This window comes from Paenibacillus sp. FSL L8-0708 (genome assembly GCF_038009325.1).
Taxonomy (GTDB): domain Bacteria; phylum Bacillota; class Bacilli; order Paenibacillales; family Paenibacillaceae; genus Paenibacillus_AQ; species Paenibacillus_AQ odorifer.
Window position 1 is genome coordinate 728,526 of record NZ_JBBPBC010000001.1, and the last position, 15,080, is coordinate 743,605.

13 protein-coding genes are annotated in these 15,080 nt (G+C 46.0%); 9 read left to right on the forward strand and 4 right to left on the reverse strand.

The window, feature by feature from the left end; translation table 11 throughout:
• Positions 1 to 48: 48 nt before the first annotated feature.
• Positions 49 to 2,481 (forward strand): glycogen/starch/alpha-glucan phosphorylase, encoded by a 2,433-nt coding sequence (locus NYE58_RS03395; protein WP_036676789.1) that lies wholly within the window; start codon positions 49 to 51, stop codon positions 2,479 to 2,481.
• Positions 2,482 to 2,562: 81 nt separating this feature from the next.
• Here the strand turns inward: NYE58_RS03395 and NYE58_RS03400 are convergent, their stop codons facing one another.
• Positions 2,563 to 3,042 (reverse strand): GAF domain-containing protein, encoded by a 480-nt coding sequence (locus tag NYE58_RS03400; RefSeq protein WP_341001070.1) that lies wholly within the window; start codon positions 3,040 to 3,042, stop codon positions 2,563 to 2,565.
• Positions 3,043 to 3,270: 228 nt separating this feature from the next.
• Here NYE58_RS03400 and NYE58_RS03405 point away from each other — a divergent pair, with 228 nt between their 5' ends.
• From NYE58_RS03405 to NYE58_RS03420, 4 genes are all read left to right on the forward strand, one after another.
• Positions 3,271 to 3,552: a hypothetical protein gene (locus NYE58_RS03405; protein WP_036676794.1), complete on the forward strand. Its 282-nt coding sequence runs from the start codon at positions 3,271 to 3,273 to the stop codon at positions 3,550 to 3,552.
• Positions 3,553 to 3,736: 184 nt separating this feature from the next.
• Positions 3,737 to 4,291 (forward strand): GNAT family N-acetyltransferase, encoded by a 555-nt coding sequence (locus NYE58_RS03410; protein ID WP_076219362.1) that lies wholly within the window; start codon positions 3,737 to 3,739, stop codon positions 4,289 to 4,291.
• A 30-nt stretch (positions 4,292 to 4,321) separates the two neighbouring features.
• Positions 4,322 to 5,830, forward strand: coding sequence for an MDR family MFS transporter (locus NYE58_RS03415; protein WP_076219361.1), 1,509 nt, complete (start codon positions 4,322 to 4,324; stop codon positions 5,828 to 5,830).
• Positions 5,831 to 5,855: 25 nt separating this feature from the next.
• Complete coding sequence (locus NYE58_RS03420) at positions 5,856 to 6,314, forward strand: hypothetical protein (RefSeq protein ID WP_341001075.1); 459 nt, start codon at positions 5,856 to 5,858, stop codon at positions 6,312 to 6,314.
• Positions 6,315 to 6,477: 163 nt separating this feature from the next.
• Here NYE58_RS03420 and NYE58_RS03425 read toward each other — a convergent pair whose 3' ends face one another.
• Entirely contained in the window at positions 6,478 to 6,837 is a 360-nt protein-coding gene (locus NYE58_RS03425) for a hypothetical protein (protein WP_341001077.1), read from the reverse strand.
• A 243-nt stretch (positions 6,838 to 7,080) separates the two neighbouring features.
• Positions 7,081 to 7,548: a MarR family winged helix-turn-helix transcriptional regulator gene (locus NYE58_RS03430; RefSeq protein ID WP_036676802.1), complete on the reverse strand. Its 468-nt coding sequence runs from the start codon at positions 7,546 to 7,548 to the stop codon at positions 7,081 to 7,083.
• A gap of 349 nt (positions 7,549 to 7,897) precedes the next feature.
• Here NYE58_RS03430 and NYE58_RS03435 point away from each other — a divergent pair, with 349 nt between their 5' ends.
• The 3 genes from NYE58_RS03435 (at position 7,898) to NYE58_RS03445 (ending at position 11,398) form a co-directional block, all read left to right on the forward strand.
• Positions 7,898 to 9,241, forward strand: coding sequence for an MFS transporter (locus tag NYE58_RS03435; RefSeq protein ID WP_341001079.1), 1,344 nt, complete (start codon positions 7,898 to 7,900; stop codon positions 9,239 to 9,241).
• A gap of 160 nt (positions 9,242 to 9,401) precedes the next feature.
• Positions 9,402 to 10,142 carry an ABC transporter ATP-binding protein gene (locus NYE58_RS03440; RefSeq protein ID WP_036676805.1) on the forward strand — a complete coding sequence of 247 codons (741 nt, stop codon included), beginning with the start codon at positions 9,402 to 9,404 and terminating at the stop codon, positions 10,140 to 10,142.
• Positions 10,139 to 11,398 (forward strand): ABC transporter permease, encoded by a 1,260-nt coding sequence (locus NYE58_RS03445; RefSeq protein WP_076186290.1) that lies wholly within the window; start codon positions 10,139 to 10,141, stop codon positions 11,396 to 11,398. Before NYE58_RS03440 ends, NYE58_RS03445 begins: the two co-directional genes overlap by 4 nt.
• A gap of 449 nt (positions 11,399 to 11,847) precedes the next feature.
• Here the strand turns inward: NYE58_RS03445 and NYE58_RS03450 are convergent, their stop codons facing one another.
• Positions 11,848 to 13,116, reverse strand: a complete 1,269-nt coding sequence (locus NYE58_RS03450; protein ID WP_076219358.1) for a BaiN/RdsA family NAD(P)/FAD-dependent oxidoreductase — start codon at positions 13,114 to 13,116, stop codon at positions 11,848 to 11,850.
• Positions 13,117 to 13,510: 394 nt separating this feature from the next.
• On the opposite strand from NYE58_RS03450, the gene NYE58_RS03455 reads away from it, so the two are divergent.
• The gene (locus NYE58_RS03455; RefSeq protein WP_081393520.1) at positions 13,511 to 15,013 is read left to right on the forward strand and encodes an ATP-binding protein; all 1,503 of its coding nucleotides are present in this window, start codon (positions 13,511 to 13,513) and stop codon (positions 15,011 to 15,013) included.
• The last annotated feature ends 67 nt before the right edge of the window (positions 15,014 to 15,080 follow it).

A 15,080-nucleotide genomic window follows, 5' to 3' on the forward strand; every position in this document is an offset into this window, starting at 1 on the left:
ATAGTCTAATGCATCCCTAAAAAAGCTTTTGTCAGGAGGAACCTGCTGTTGTTTAACGATAAAGAAACTTTCAAACAGGTGTTTCGCGAGACGCTCATCAGTAAATTGGGCAAACCTTTGGAGGAAGCCTCGAATGCTGATGTCTATAAAATATTAGGCAACATGATTCGCGAGAATGCCGGGAAAAATTGGGCGGATACCAATCAAAAGTACAAGACGGATAAGGATAAGCAGGTATACTATTTTTCTATGGAGTTTCTGATCGGAAGACTTCTGGGGAACAATCTGCTGAATATGGGCGTGCTGGAGGTCGTGCGTGAGGGATTGGCCGATCTTGGTTTCTCGCTGCAGGATATTGAGGAGGTAGAAGCCGACGCTGGGCTTGGCAATGGAGGACTTGGACGTCTAGCTGCTTGTTTCTTGGATTCACTGGCCTCCCTGCAATATGCGGGGCATGGTTGCGGTATACGTTATAAATACGGCCTGTTCGAGCAGAAAATCGTTGACGGGTATCAGGTGGAACTGCCCGATTACTGGCTGCAAAATGATAATGTATGGGAAGTGCGTCGTGAAGACAAACAGGTAGAAGTAAGGTTCTGGGGCGTGATTGAGACTCGGGAGGAGAACGGGCGGCTTATCTTTGAGCATAGTCAATATGAGGCCGTTCGTGCAGTTCCGTATGATGTGCCTATCATTGGTGCAGATCGGCGGCATGTGAATACACTGCGCAACTGGAGTGCGGAGTCCATCACCCAGCCTACCAGAACCTTTGGCTCTTTTGCCGGATCAGACTATCATAAATTCCTGGAATATAAGCGTTCCGTAGAATCCATCTCGGAGTTCCTGTATCCGGATGACTCTCAATACGAAGGCAAGCTGTTGCGGTTGAAGCAGCAATACTTCCTCTGCAGCGCTGGCCTGCAAAGTATTCTGCGAACCTTTGGAAAGCTTGGACTCCCTATACAATCGCTGCCCGACAAGGTTGCACTTCATATCAATGATACACATCCGACGCTTGTAATTCCTGAATTGCTGCGGATTCTGATGGATGTACATGGATTAGGATGGGATGAAGCGTGGAGTATTACAACTCGTATGGTGTCCTATACAAATCATACGATCTTGAGCGAAGCCCTGGAGAAATGGCCTATTCAAATGGTCAGGGACTTGCTTCCACGTATTTTTCTTATTATTGAAGAGATCAATGCCCGCTTCTGCGGCGAGCTGATGAGTCGTTATCCCGGTGATCAGGACCGGATTTCACAGATGGCAATTATTCATGACGATCAGGTTCGCATGGCCCATCTGGCGATTGTGGCGAGCCATAGTGTCAATGGGGTAGCGGCGCTGCATACAGAAATATTGATGAAACGCGAAATGCGGCTCTTTAATGAAATGTACCCGCACCGCTTCAATAATAAGACGAATGGGATTACTCACCGGCGCTGGCTGATGCATGCCAATCCAGATCTGGCTAATCTTATCAATCAATCGATAGGAACCCGCTGGATGAGCCATCCGCAAGAGATGATTGGCTTGATTAAATATTGTGAGGATGCATCCTTCCAGGAACAAGTGGCCAGCATTAAACGGCGGAATAAGCTCAAGTTGGCTGAATACATCTACAGCAAGCATTCGGTACATGTAGACCCCGACTCTATTTTTGATGTTCAGGTGAAGCGCCTGCATGCTTATAAGCGGCAGCTGCTAAATATTTTGCATATTCTGCATATGTACAACCAAATCAAAGATAATCCTTCGATGGATATGGTACCGCGCACGTTTATATTCGGAGCAAAGGCGGCGCCAAGCTATCATTTGGCGAAACGAATTATCAAGCTGATCAATACTGTGGCGGAGGCTGTCAACAAAGATCCGGATGTTAAAGGCAAGATTCGTATCTTTTTCCTTGAGAATTATTCGGTATCTTTGGCCGAGAAGATCATTCCTGCTGCGGATATTAGTGAACAGATTTCTACAGCGAGTAAAGAGGCTTCCGGTACGGGGAATATGAAGTTTATGATGAACGGTGCATTAACCGTAGGTACGATGGACGGCGCTAACGTGGAAATGCATGAGATGGTAGGGGACAACAATATGTTCCTGTTCGGTCTTCGTGCTGAGCAGGTAATGGATTATTATCAGCATGGCGGCTATCACGCACGTGATATCTACAATGGGGATAGCCGTGTGAAGGAAGTATTGGATCAGTTGGTTAATCCGGGACCTATATGCTGTCATGGTGCGGAGTTTGAGACCATTTTCCATTCTCTTTTGGATAATAACGATGAATTCTTTGTGCTTAAGGATTTCGCAAGTTATGTCGAGACTCATGTCGAGATTGACCGGGCATACCGCAACCGTCAGGAGTGGCTGAAAAAGTCTATTATAAATATTGGTCATTCCGGTAAATTCTCAAGTGATAACACGATTAGCCGCTACGCGGCGGAGATTTGGAATATCAGTCCGGTACGGCTATAGGCTCAACAAGAATAGGCTGTCTTATAAGTAGGAGATTCCTACAAATGAGACAGCCTATTTCTTATGCTCTATAGAGCTGCTTTAGATAACTTCCGATACCAGGGCTGCGAATCGCTCCAGGAACCGGCGTTCCTCATCATCAAAACGATCTTTCAGCGGACTGTCGATATCGAGTACGCCAATCAAACGATCATCCTTGATCAGCGGGACGACAATTTCGCTGTTTGAAGCGGCGTCACAGGCGATATGTCCCGGGAATGCATGCACATCTCCTACTACTAACGTGCGTCGTTCCGCAGCAGCCGTTCCGCAGACTCCACGAGATAACGGGATGCGGATGCAGGCAGGAAGACCTTGGAAAGGCCCGAGCACAAGCTCCTTGCCATCAAATAAATAAAAACCGGCCCAATTCGTATCCGGCATAGCGTGTTTAAGCAGTGCCGAAGCATTGGCCAGGTTGGCCGTTGCACTTGGTTCGTCCTTTACTAATGCTTCTAGTTGGATTAGAACCGCTTCAAACTGCTCGTTGCGTGTTCCATCGTAAGGCATAGCTTGAAACATGAAGCATCACCTTCCTGTACTTTAAATTCAAATATCAACTCATAACTGTAATTATCAACATAGTACAGCTAGACATGATACGTCAAGCGACAATACCAATCTGTAACAATATGGAATCTTCCTTGAAGTCCATGAAATGCGGAACAGCCACAATAATGTTTCCGGGGATCGGTCAGAGGGTAATGCTAGTATAAATACCGAAGGCTATATAGCCGGAAGAGGTGGAATATGCGCGCTGATGTACAGAACTTGTTCATAGGAATTCATATGCTTTATTGTGCACGGGATAAAGATGTGACGATCTCAGAGATGCTGCTCGGACTTGAAGATCTGGGGTATCGTGTAGGAGAACGCGAAGTGAAACAGGAATTGGAAAAGCTGACACTGGACAACTTTCTGACTGCCCATACCGAAGGGTACAGTATTACGGGGACTGGAATTGAAGAGTTCAAGGATATTCGAGCCAAACTTCAGGTGTTATGCAGTGAAGTTATTCATGAAGCGGAATGAAATCATTGTAGTTAAGTTTAATAAAAAGCGTCTGTATTTAGGGAGTGTTTGCTCCCTGTTGCAGACGTCTTTTTACGTTAACGCGTAGAATTTGTTCTTTTCAATGTTAAAGAATTTAGAACTTTTATCTTAAGGATATACTCTTGAATGATGTATAATTGATAAGTTGAAGGGGGGCAGAGACTTGTACATCTGCAATGGAGTGATACCCACACTGGTCGGCAGTAGAGTGAAGCTGTGTGCTATGACTACTGAACATGCTTCAGCATTGTATCAGATCTGGTCTCATCCAGAGGTCACCCGCTGGCTGGGGGTTCCAGCATTATCCTCTATCGAAGAGACTGAGCAACTGATTGCATTTTTATCACAGATGGCTCAGGAAGAGGACAGCTTACGCTGGAGTATTGTAGGACCCGGAGGTGAAGTTATAGGGAGCTGCGGGTATAACTATTGGCAGTTACAGGGAGCTTACCGCGGGGAAATTGGCTGCGATCTGGCGCCTGCCTTATGGGGGCTTGGATATATGAAAGAAGCGCTTGGTTTAGTGCTCAACTTCGGCTTCAATAGGATGGGGCTGAATCGGATAGAAGCGCTGTGTCATCCTGATAATAATCGTGCGGAGAGGCTGGTTCAAACGCTCGGCTTTCAGAAGGAAGGTATACTGCGTCAATATCGTCAGACACCTTCCGGCTTTCAGGATGTGACTCTGCATGCGCTTTTGCGTGGGGAATGGCAATGATTTTATTACATAAAGAGAGGGTTTGGAACATTGAAGTCAACAGGGGATTTAGAACGTAAATTAATACTGATAGGGGTGCTGCTAGCTACCTTTTTGGCTGCGATTGAAGGAACGGTAACAGGACCAGCGGGTCCAGCTATCGTAGGTGAATTTCAGGGAATGCAGTGGCTTAGCTGGATTTTCACTTCTTATTTGCTGGCAATGGCTATTACTACTCCTATTTTCGGCAAAATCAGTGACCTCTTTGGACGCAAGCCGGTGTTCATGTGGGGGGCAGCTGTTTTTTTATTAGGCTCATTATTATGCGGTATTTCGCAAAGTATGGAGCAATTGATCCTGTTCCGGGCAATACAGGGGATTGGCGCGGGTGCGCTCATTCCAATGACCTTTACCATTATCGGGGATATTTACAGTATTGAAGAGAGAGCGAAGACACAAGGATTACTTAGCTCTGTATGGGGGATTTCCTCTTTGGTAGGCCCTCTTCTTGGAGGATATGTTGTAGATTACCTAAGCTGGCGCTGGGTATTTGTCTTTAATCTGCCATTTGGTTTACTAGCAATGGTATTTATTGCCCGTTATTTGAAGGAAGAGAAGGTACGTCGGAAAGCACAAATTGATGTGGCAGGGGTGCTGCTATTCGCTGCTGGTATGGGCGCATTACTCTTCGGTCTCTCCACAGGAGGACAGAATCTGGAGTGGACATCCCCACTGCTAATTGCAACTCTAAGTGTGGCTGTTATCCTGCTAGTCTTATTTTTCTTTGTGGAGCGTCGTGCTCCTGAACCTATGTTGCCGCTGGGTCTATTCTCGAACCGCAATATCGCAGTATCTACAGGCGCTAACCTGCTGGTAAGCACATTAATTATTGGGCTTTCTACGTATGTGCCATTATGGGTGCAGGGTGTATCCGGAAAAAGCGCCGCCATCTCAGGTTTGCTACTGGCGCCGATGTCGGTAGGCTGGATGTTTGGTTCGATCGCCGGAGGGCGGATGATTCTAAAAGCAGGTTCGCGTCGAACCGCAATGCTTGGGTTGATTATGATCGCTGCCGGGGCTATTGGTCTGGCTTTCTTAACAGGGGAGTCTTCACAGCTGCTGCTCTTATGCTTGATGCTGGTCTGTGGAGTTGGCTTTGGGTATTCTTCTACAGTCTTTACGATTATCGCGCAGTCCTCTGTTGCGTATGAGCAACGGGGAGCATCTACAGCGCTTAATGCGTTCACGCGTTCTTTAGGACAGACTGTTGGGGTGGCTATTTTTGGTTCCTGGCTGAACTTGAATATTGATAAGCTGTTAAGAAAAAAACCAGATTCGAACATCTCAGGAGATGATATTAATAAGCTGCTTGGATCACATGCAGGAACCAACCTGTCTGGGGAAGTATCAAACAGTCTGCGTGATGCCCTTGAAGGTGGTCTTCATTCATTATTTATCGTAATGGCAGTTTTCGCTGTTTTGTCGCTGATAATTTCCTGGGGTTTGCGCAAGGGTGTGCCTTCAGTAGAGGATGCTTCATCGTCCTTGAAAAAGGCATAACTTATTAGGTAGATAGCGTTTAAATGTGCTTGATCCATACGAATTGACTTCCTGGAGTGGCGTACGGAGTGACGCACGGAGTGATGCATGGACTAACGGACGGAGTGGCGTACGGACTAACGGACGGAGTGGCGTACGGAAAGACGCACGGAAAGACGCATGGAGTGACGCACGGAATGACGCACGGAATGACGCACGGAATGACGCACAGAGTGACGCACGGAGTGATACATGGAATGACGCACAGAGTGACGCACGGAGTGATACATGGAATGACACATGGAATAACGGATGGGTGGCACGCCAGATTGATGTAACCTCTAGAGTAGAGCGTCGATGGAAGCAGTGGAAGCAATCGTTAGGCAAATTTAGTTGTATTTTGTACAACTATAATCCTGCCGTTAACTCTTCAATGGATATAACTGTATTTAGTACACCTATTTTCTTGATTTACTCGCCTAGGGGTACTTTTTCTGGTTTTTAATTGTACAGAATACACTTAAAGTTAGAATAATCCGATTTGCATACGAAATAGCTGTACAGAATGCAGTTATTCCCTAAGTTACTGCTCAGGTTCATCAAGATCGGGCGCTGAAAATATAGCGGGTTATATCAAAAGTGGGTTTTACTGAGAGTGATAGTTACGGTCAGCTAGAAGGGACGTCCAATCGGAAGCGTGCACGCCAAGTCCAATCGGAAGCGTGCACGCCAAGTCCAATCGGAAGTGTGTTCGCCAAGTCCAATCGGAAGCGTGCACGCCAAGTCCAATCGGAAGTGTGTTCGCCAAGTCCAATCGGAAGCGTGCACGACAAGTCCAATCGGAAGCGTGCACGCCAAGTCCAATCGGAAGTGTGTTCGCCAAGTCCAATCGGAAGCGTGCACGCCAAGTCCAATCGGAAGTGTGCTACGCCAAATCCAGTCGGAAGCGTGCACGCAAGTCCTGCCGAATAAGGATGATGATGATCCGAGGTTTGCCAAAAGCGGACCTCAAAGTCCGTCTTCGGCATCGACTTACTGCCCTAACTGATCAGTTCCCAACTAATGTTCGGCTAACGGAGGCTGTAAAAAGGCACTCAAATTTTGCTCAGAGGGGTCATAAGGACTTATATCATCTGCTCAAGTAAACTGCCGCAGAACAAAGAAAACCAATAGGCGATTCTCAAATAAATCGGAGAATCGCCTATTGGTTTTCTTTTTACCATTAACAGAAATCAATAACAGCTTGTCTAAAACACATAAATAAGCGACTCTTACTTACGAGGAAGAGGGGATAGCTTCTCAGCTTGTAGACCCATCTTTTTGAGCAGAACAATCATTTGTTCCTTCTCATCATCATTCAGACCGCTGAAAGCAAGATGCAGGCGTTCTGAATATTTCGGATACATCTCATTCATGAGACGTTCACCTTCCGTAGTCAGCTCCGCAAAAATCACACGGCGGTCGCTCGGACAAGGCTTACGCTGCAAATAGCCGCGTTCCTCAAGCTTATCGATTACGTAAGTAACGTTGCCGCTTTGCAGCAGCAGCTTGGCGCCAATTTGTTGAATGGGTTGTGGTCCCTTATAATACAACACTTCCATAACGGCAAAGGCAGTCGGATTAAAACCTTCAATTTTGCTGCCGGTAACAGCATGTTCATTAATGCTCTTAAAAGACTTGGCAAATACCCGGTACAAATGTAGTGTTAATTGCGTATCACGTTCGTAAGATTGTATCATGCTTCTCCACCCTCTATCGTTAATCATGTGTGAACTCATCGCACAGTTTGCAATCAATAGTCATTAGTGCACGGGTTACCTGTGCAACGAACCTTGAGATAACCTTAGAATACGTGAAAGAGCGAATGAAGAACATGTGATTTGTCACAATGAGCACACTTTTAATTATTAAAAATCAAACAATTTTTTGAATACGATAAAAACAAAGGTTTTTTTGATTTCAGTCTTTGAAAGGATAAGAATTTCAGTCTTAGGTTCAAGCGCTATTTACGCCTCCAGACGGATGATTGATGTTCTCCAATATTTTACTATTACTTCATCGAGAAATAGTAACGGGGAGTGAAGTAAGATGGAGGAACAACTGGCTCATGATTCAAAAGAAGGAAAGCTAACGGCGAATAAGCCCTTTATGCTGCTTATTGCCGCACAGCTTGTATCGAATGTGGGAGACTGGTTGCATATCCTAGCGCTACTGACAATGGTAGGTTTTAAATGGAATGCGACACCGTGGGAAATTACGGCTATATCTTTATGTATGGCTGTGCCGTTGCTCTTAGGAGGACCGTTCGCAGGTTATTTAAGTGATCGTTTTAACCGCAAGGCGCTGATGATTGGTTCGGATCTAGCTCGTGCCGGAATCGTTGTTTGTTTGGTATTTGCAGGTTCTCTCTGGCAGGTATATGTCCTGCTGGTGGCTAAAGGGATCATGGATGTACTCTTTTCACCAGCCAAAAGCGGAAAGCTCAAGGAGCTTGTCCCTGCGGCCCAGATGGATAAAGCCATGGCGCTTAGCTCATCTATCGAACAAATAACCAAAATTGTAGGTCCTGCTCTAGGTGGACTGCTGGTTGCCGCATTTGGTATTGCCGTTTGTTATGTGATTGACTCGGCTACCTTCATTTTATCGGCGGTCATCTTAATAGGACTGCCGCGTGCGGCTGCACTGAAGAAAGATGCAGCAGAGGATAACACAGGGGAGAATGGTGCTCGGAAGTCTTTTCGCCAAGAAATGTCGGCGGGTCTGCAGGTGATCGTGGGAATGCCTGTAGTACTTTGCGGGATTGCTATGCTGGTGTTAGTGCTGCTAATGCTGCAAATTGGTGATTCGCAGATTGTAACGTTATTCCGGGAAATTCCGGGTGTGAACGGTGATCTGCTGGGTTGGTGTGTGGCAGCCAGTGGTCTTGGCACCTTACTGTCAGCCCTGCTTGTAAGCCGTATAGGCAGTGGTAAACATACGCTCGTCTTCATGGGATTGGGAGCTGTAATTATGGGGGTTGTTTTCTCAAGTGCAGGAATTGTAACTGCCCACGGTCAGGCTGGATTATGGATGAACATCGCTTTGTTTGGTTCTTTTATGTTTGCTGGTGTGGGGGCAGGCCTTGCGTTCATTCCCTTCAATTCAATGCTGCAACAGCGGACCCCTGCGGAATACACGGGCCGTGTATTTGGGACTATAGGCAGTCTAACAAGTGCGGCTGTTATCTTGGGACCTGTAGCCGGTGGGGCTTTAGTTACAGCGTCAGGACCTGTCCCGGCTTTCATTCTCTCTGGTTTGCTTACAGCCCTGCTCGGAGTGTTACTGTTAATGCTGCGGGGTAAAATCGAGCGTAGAGATGAAGCGGCAATTAAACGTGAAGAAGAAATTTCAGCAACAAATAACCTAGAGCTTCTCGGACAGACCTCTCTTTAAAGGGAGGTTTCTTTTTTAAATAGGAGAGTAGTTCTCTGAGCTGTGAAAAAATCAGTTTGCTTCCTTGGAGAAAGTATATATAGTACGATTAGAGAAGCTATCTTTCTGGATTGGAATTTTGATAATAATATTCATTAGAAATATTTAGGAGTTGGCGAATATGGAGAATGTAGAAATAACAGGGGATACCGAGAGCGACGAAGAGATTGTACTCGATGTTGAGATCGATGAAGCAGGCTATGAAGCAGGTGCCCCGTGCATATTCGATATTTCATTTCAGGTGCGGCGTGGACAGCTGCTCGGACTGATCGGACCAAACGGTGCAGGAAAAAGTACTACAATCAAAACACTGCTCGGTTTGCTTAAGAATACCAAAGCTAAGGTCTCCTTTAATGGAGTTAATAAATCCTATGCTTATGTACCGGAGCAACCGGTGTTTTATGAGGACCTGACCTTATGGGAGCACTTAGATTTGGCTGCTGCTGCTTATGGACTAAAATATGAGCAGTTTCAAGAAACGGCGGAGAGGTTACTGAAGCAGTTCGGCATGAATCATGTCCGTGATGATCTTCCAGCTGGTTTCTCTAAGGGTATGAAACAGAAAATGATGCTGATGCTTGGCTTTTTGGTGCAGCCGGATGTTTATATTGTGGACGAGCCTTTTATCGGCTTGGATCCTCGGGCCACTAAAGATTTCCTGCGGCTGCTGGAAGCGGAGCGGCAGCGCGGAGCTGGTGTATTAATGTCTACGCATGTATTGGATACTGCTGAGAAAATTTGCGATGATTTTGTGCTGATCTCGGGTGGCAGGGTTGCCGCTGCAGGAACGCTCGAAGATATACGTGATTATGCTGGGCTGCCGGAGGCGTCGTTGTTTGATTGCTTCGACGAACTGACATGAGTAAGCAGAAGCAGCGAGGGTTTGCTTTTCCTACCTCCAAAAAGCTATTCTGGCGGCGATTATTTTCTCATTGGCGTGAGCAATCTGCTATTATTCGTACGGCTGCCGATTGGACTGTGCTGTTATATATACTGATTCCCGGGGGATTTCTGGGAGGACGGTTATATTACGGGTTCTGGAACGAGGCATTGCCAGCTTGGAGTGGAGATTTGCCGTTTATGCTCATTCCTTCATTATTAGTGCTCCTGCTCTGTAGAGGGGGACTGGTGCTATTATTGCAGGAAGGCGATCTATTATTTCTAAGACAACGACAGCGATGGATAAATACGATTATGTTTCGCGGGTTGCTGTATAGCCTGATCGTAACATCGTTGAAGTTCTGTGTAGCTTTTGTGCTGTTATTACCTTTTCTGGTTCGGGGATATGGAATGCTGTCATCCGAGGTATGGGCGCTGTTCGCTCTGACTCTGGCATGTAGCTGGTGCGTTAAATTACTTGGGCATATTGTAAAAGTACAAAAGCAAGGCTGGCGGCGCTGGCTGTGGCTGATTCTGGCCATCTCCGTTCCTTGTGGGATTTATTTCCGTGCAGCTACGTTTTGGAACAACAGTCCAGTTTTTATGCTGCTGATTGCAGCACTCTTTGCAGTCGTAGCGGTAATCGCTCTTCAGCGGCGTATAGTGATGCGTGGGACGTTCATGAACGATGTGCGTGAAGATTATAAGCAGCGGATGAAAATAGCGGCCCTATTACTCCGCGGCGTACTGGATAAGCCACGTCCGACCCGCCATAAGCCGTGGATTTTCCGGAAATCACAGCCTTTGCTAAAATCAAAAACTGCCGAGAGCCGTTTCTCTGCGGCAGCGATTAAGGCACTTGTACGGAATCCGGCTCATTTAAAGCTCTACTTATCGTTTACTGCTGTGTCCCTTTTAGCGATATTTATCATTCCATCAGGGTTCAAATGGCTGGGCTTTATAGTTTTAGTTTCTCTCATGACCAATTGGCTGTTGTCGTTCTGGTCGTTATTCGTGGGAGATGATTACATCGGAATTCTGCCGTTTACGAAGGAACAAAAAGCCGAAGCGGGGCTGCGTGCGGTCCCTATCTTACTGCTTCCTTTTTCAATCATTTGTTCTGCGCTGATCTGTATTTCCTTATATGGATGGTTTGGGATTATCCTGTTCATCCCGCTAGGTTATATCGTTGCACTGTTTAGCTCTAGAATATTTGGAACATTTCGCTTAGCGAAATAAAGATATAAATAGAACGGAAGAGTGCCCTATAAGCCGTGAAAAGGCTGCTGGGGCACTCTTCTTTTTTTGTCTTGATTCGATCTATTGCACGCACGTATGTACGAGGTACCTAGCTAGCCTATCGGACACAGCTGCCCCTAAACATACTATTTTTCCACTTTTGGGATGCTAACGGACTCCATAGTTGCTATTGCCATGAAAAACACCATATATGAGCCTCGTTATAATGAATAGCGTCGTTGGAGTCCGAAACCCTGCCCATAAGGTGATAAATTCGCCAATAAAGTCATCTGGGTCCGAAGCCGCAGTAGCTGATTAGGTCAGACGCTCCACATAGCAGCTGAGGAACCCAAAACAGAGGAGCGATTCTCCAATTAATGAGAGAATCGCGCAGACCGCCATTTTCAAAGTAGTAAGCTGCTTGGAGGATATTCACGTTGCATTAGAGATTATCCCAGTCGAATGTCAGCAGCGTGCTTGCCTGCTGTATATCCTGTTGAGAAGGCCGCTGTTATATTGTAGCCTCCTGTATAGCCATGGATATCGAGTACCTCGCCGCAGAAGAATAACCCCGGCATAAGCTTCGATTCCATTCTTTTGGGATCGATCTCCTTCAGGTTTACCCCGCCCCCGGTAACAAAGGCCTCGGATAGGGAACGGGTGCCATGCACATAAACCGGCATGCGTTTCAAAATCCCAGCTAATAGAAGCAACCCATTCTTGGAGACGTGATGGCCAGTTGTATCCCCATCTAAGTCAGCTTTAGTCAGCAAGAGGGGGATGAGACGTTCTGGCAACAGTCCTTTCAGCGAATTGCGGATCGCTTTCTTAGGTTCCTGATCCAGCTTATCCTGCAACATAGATTCTACTTCCTGTGTGTTCAGATCAGGGAAGAGATCAATGGACATCTCCACCGTATCTGTGCCGGATTTACGTTGGACTTGTCTCAGAAATTGGCTGCACCGCAGTGCAATGGGCCCTGATAATCCAAAATGGGTGAATATCATATCTCCTCGATGAGAGATGACCTTCTTCCCTTTAGGATTCCACACAGTGAGGGCTACATCACGTAGCGACAGGCCTTGCAGCTCGCCGGACTTAATCCATTCTTCCCGTGAAAGAATCGGCACCTCTGTCGGAAACAGCTCGGTGATCGTGTGCCCTGCGGCTTCTGCCCAAGGGTAGCCATCTCCAGTGGAGCCGGTCTGTGGTACAGACTTGCCTCCGGTGGCGATGATAACAGCAGTGCAGGCGATCGTCTTGCCTGAGTTCAGCTGGACTCCCTTAACAGCCCCTTCGTCATAGATTATTCTTGAGACGGGACTGTCGGTCATAATCTGCACGCCTAGACTCCGTACTTTGCTGATTAAGGCAGATACGACACTAGAGGCCTTATCGGAAACGGGAAACATCCGCCCGTTATCTTCTTCTTTTAATGCAATGCCTAAACCTTCAAAAAAGGCGATGATATCCTGGTTATTAAAATGGTCGAAGGCACTATACAAAAAACGCCCGTTTCCTGGAATATGGGCGATTAGCTCGTCTCTTTCCTTGACGTTGGTAACATTGCAGCGTCCGCCACCAGATATTCCGAGCTTTCGGCCTAGTTTTGCTCCCTTGTCGATTAGCAGAACGGATGCCCCGTGTTCTGCAGCGGCCACGCTTGCCATTAGACCCGAAGGGCCGCCTCCAATGACGATCACATCGTAATTGCTCATGAAATTTTACTCCTTTACATGTTAAGACACGGAAGCGATTTCCGCGGGTATTCCTAACGGAATCATACCATTCTGATTCACATGTAACCAGTCTTGTCCAATCATTAGGTGATTATCGTTGTCAGGAGAGTAATCCTGTGCTTTAATCTAAGCATGTAGGGTAATTTGTCCATTTTGGGGTGTGATTGTAATTATTGGTGCGGTTAAGGATATCTTATTGCAAATATCGGCAGCATGCTCCTTTCTTTTTCTTTTTCAATGGTGGGTGGACCGTAGATTTGTGACTCGGAAAAAGGGGAAGCTCCCAAATGATCAGACCTTTTTAATTTTGGCGTGTACGTTTAGTCTTATCCTGTGCTCTCTTCTTTCGACAACTCTGTTTGGTGTAGCCTATTTGAATTTAGGATTAATCCCTGCGTATATTGGTATTTTATATGGAACTACCCGTTCGGGCATTTTACTGTCCATTTTTTTGCTTATCTGCAATGTAATCATTGCGGAGCCTACAGGAATCAGTAACGTGATATTGAATTCAGGGGTGTTATTATATCCGCTACTGTTTGGACTGGCCAAACCTTTTAAGAAAGGTACAGTAGTTGAGAAGATCGGTATGTTATGGATGATTCTTTGTCCAAGCATGCTATTTATTGCGTTAGTCCCGATTATAGGCGGGGAAAATATATATGAATCAAATTCCGTGCAAGCATTTCTGATTACGGTATATCTGTTTTTCACCATCGCTTTAGGTGGTGTTTTTGTATATTTTGTTGAGATGGTTAGAAGTAGATTGCGGGATAAAGTACAAATGGAGAGTATCAGTGAAAGTTTCCAGTGGGAGTCCGAGAAGCTGCAGCAGATTACCAATGTAGTCCCTCTGAGTATTATGTCTCTGGATGAACACGGAGTTGTAACTGATCTTAATGATTGTATGTTAGGAATGATGAGGACTCATTATCCCAATTTGCGAAAAGAGGATATTATTGACGAACCGGTAAAAAAGTTTTTTCACAGCTCAGTGGATACACAGGCCTATATGCGGGTAAGTGATAATATCCGCTCTAAACGGCGTTCCAGTGAAAAAATGATTCATGAGTCGCGCATCTATCAGATTTATTCAGCGCCGTTAATGCATAAGAGCTCAGGGGTAACAAGTGGTGCTGTAATTATTGTGCAGGATATGACCAATGAGGAAAAACTACGTGTAGAGCTGGATCATGTGGAACGTTTGAGCTTGGTCGGGCAGATGGCTGCTGGAATTACCCATGAGATTCGTAATCCTATGGCGGTAGTTCGGGGTTTTTTGCAGCTGATGAGAGAAAAGAGTGCTCAAGAATTGGATTCTTATTATCAGATTGTGATGGAAGAGCTGGACCGCGCTAATAGTATTATTAATGATTTTTTATCCTTGGCACAGAGCCGGGTTTCTGATAAAGAGAAGGTGCTGCTGCACCATATTATAGAAGAAGTTAGTCCATTGCTGTGGGCTGATGCTAATCTTCGCGGTCAAAGTGTGGAACTGAAGCTGAGCCCATCACTGCATGAATTGGAGCTAAATGTCCGGGAAATCAAGCAGCTTATTCTCAATTTAGGACGTAATGGTATGGAGGCTATGGGACCCAAGGGGGTGCTGACGCTGGAGACACGCAGTACTCATGATAAAGTGGAGTTGATTGTCACCGATAGCGGTGTTGGTATGTCAGAAAGTCAACGCGAGAAGCTGTTTTTACCCTTTTTTACGACGAAAATTCAGGGAACAGGTCTAGGCTTATCCTTGTGTCTTAGTATTGTGGAGCGGCATAACGGTAAAATAAATGTAGAGTCTGTAGAAGGAGAGGGCACGGTTTTTACGATCTCCTTCCCATTGGATAAGGAGGAACCCAGCGGGGTTCGCTCTTAGATTGAATCACCCTCTACAGCATCTCTTGCTTTCACAGAGTATGAATGTATAATAAAGTTAGTAAGTA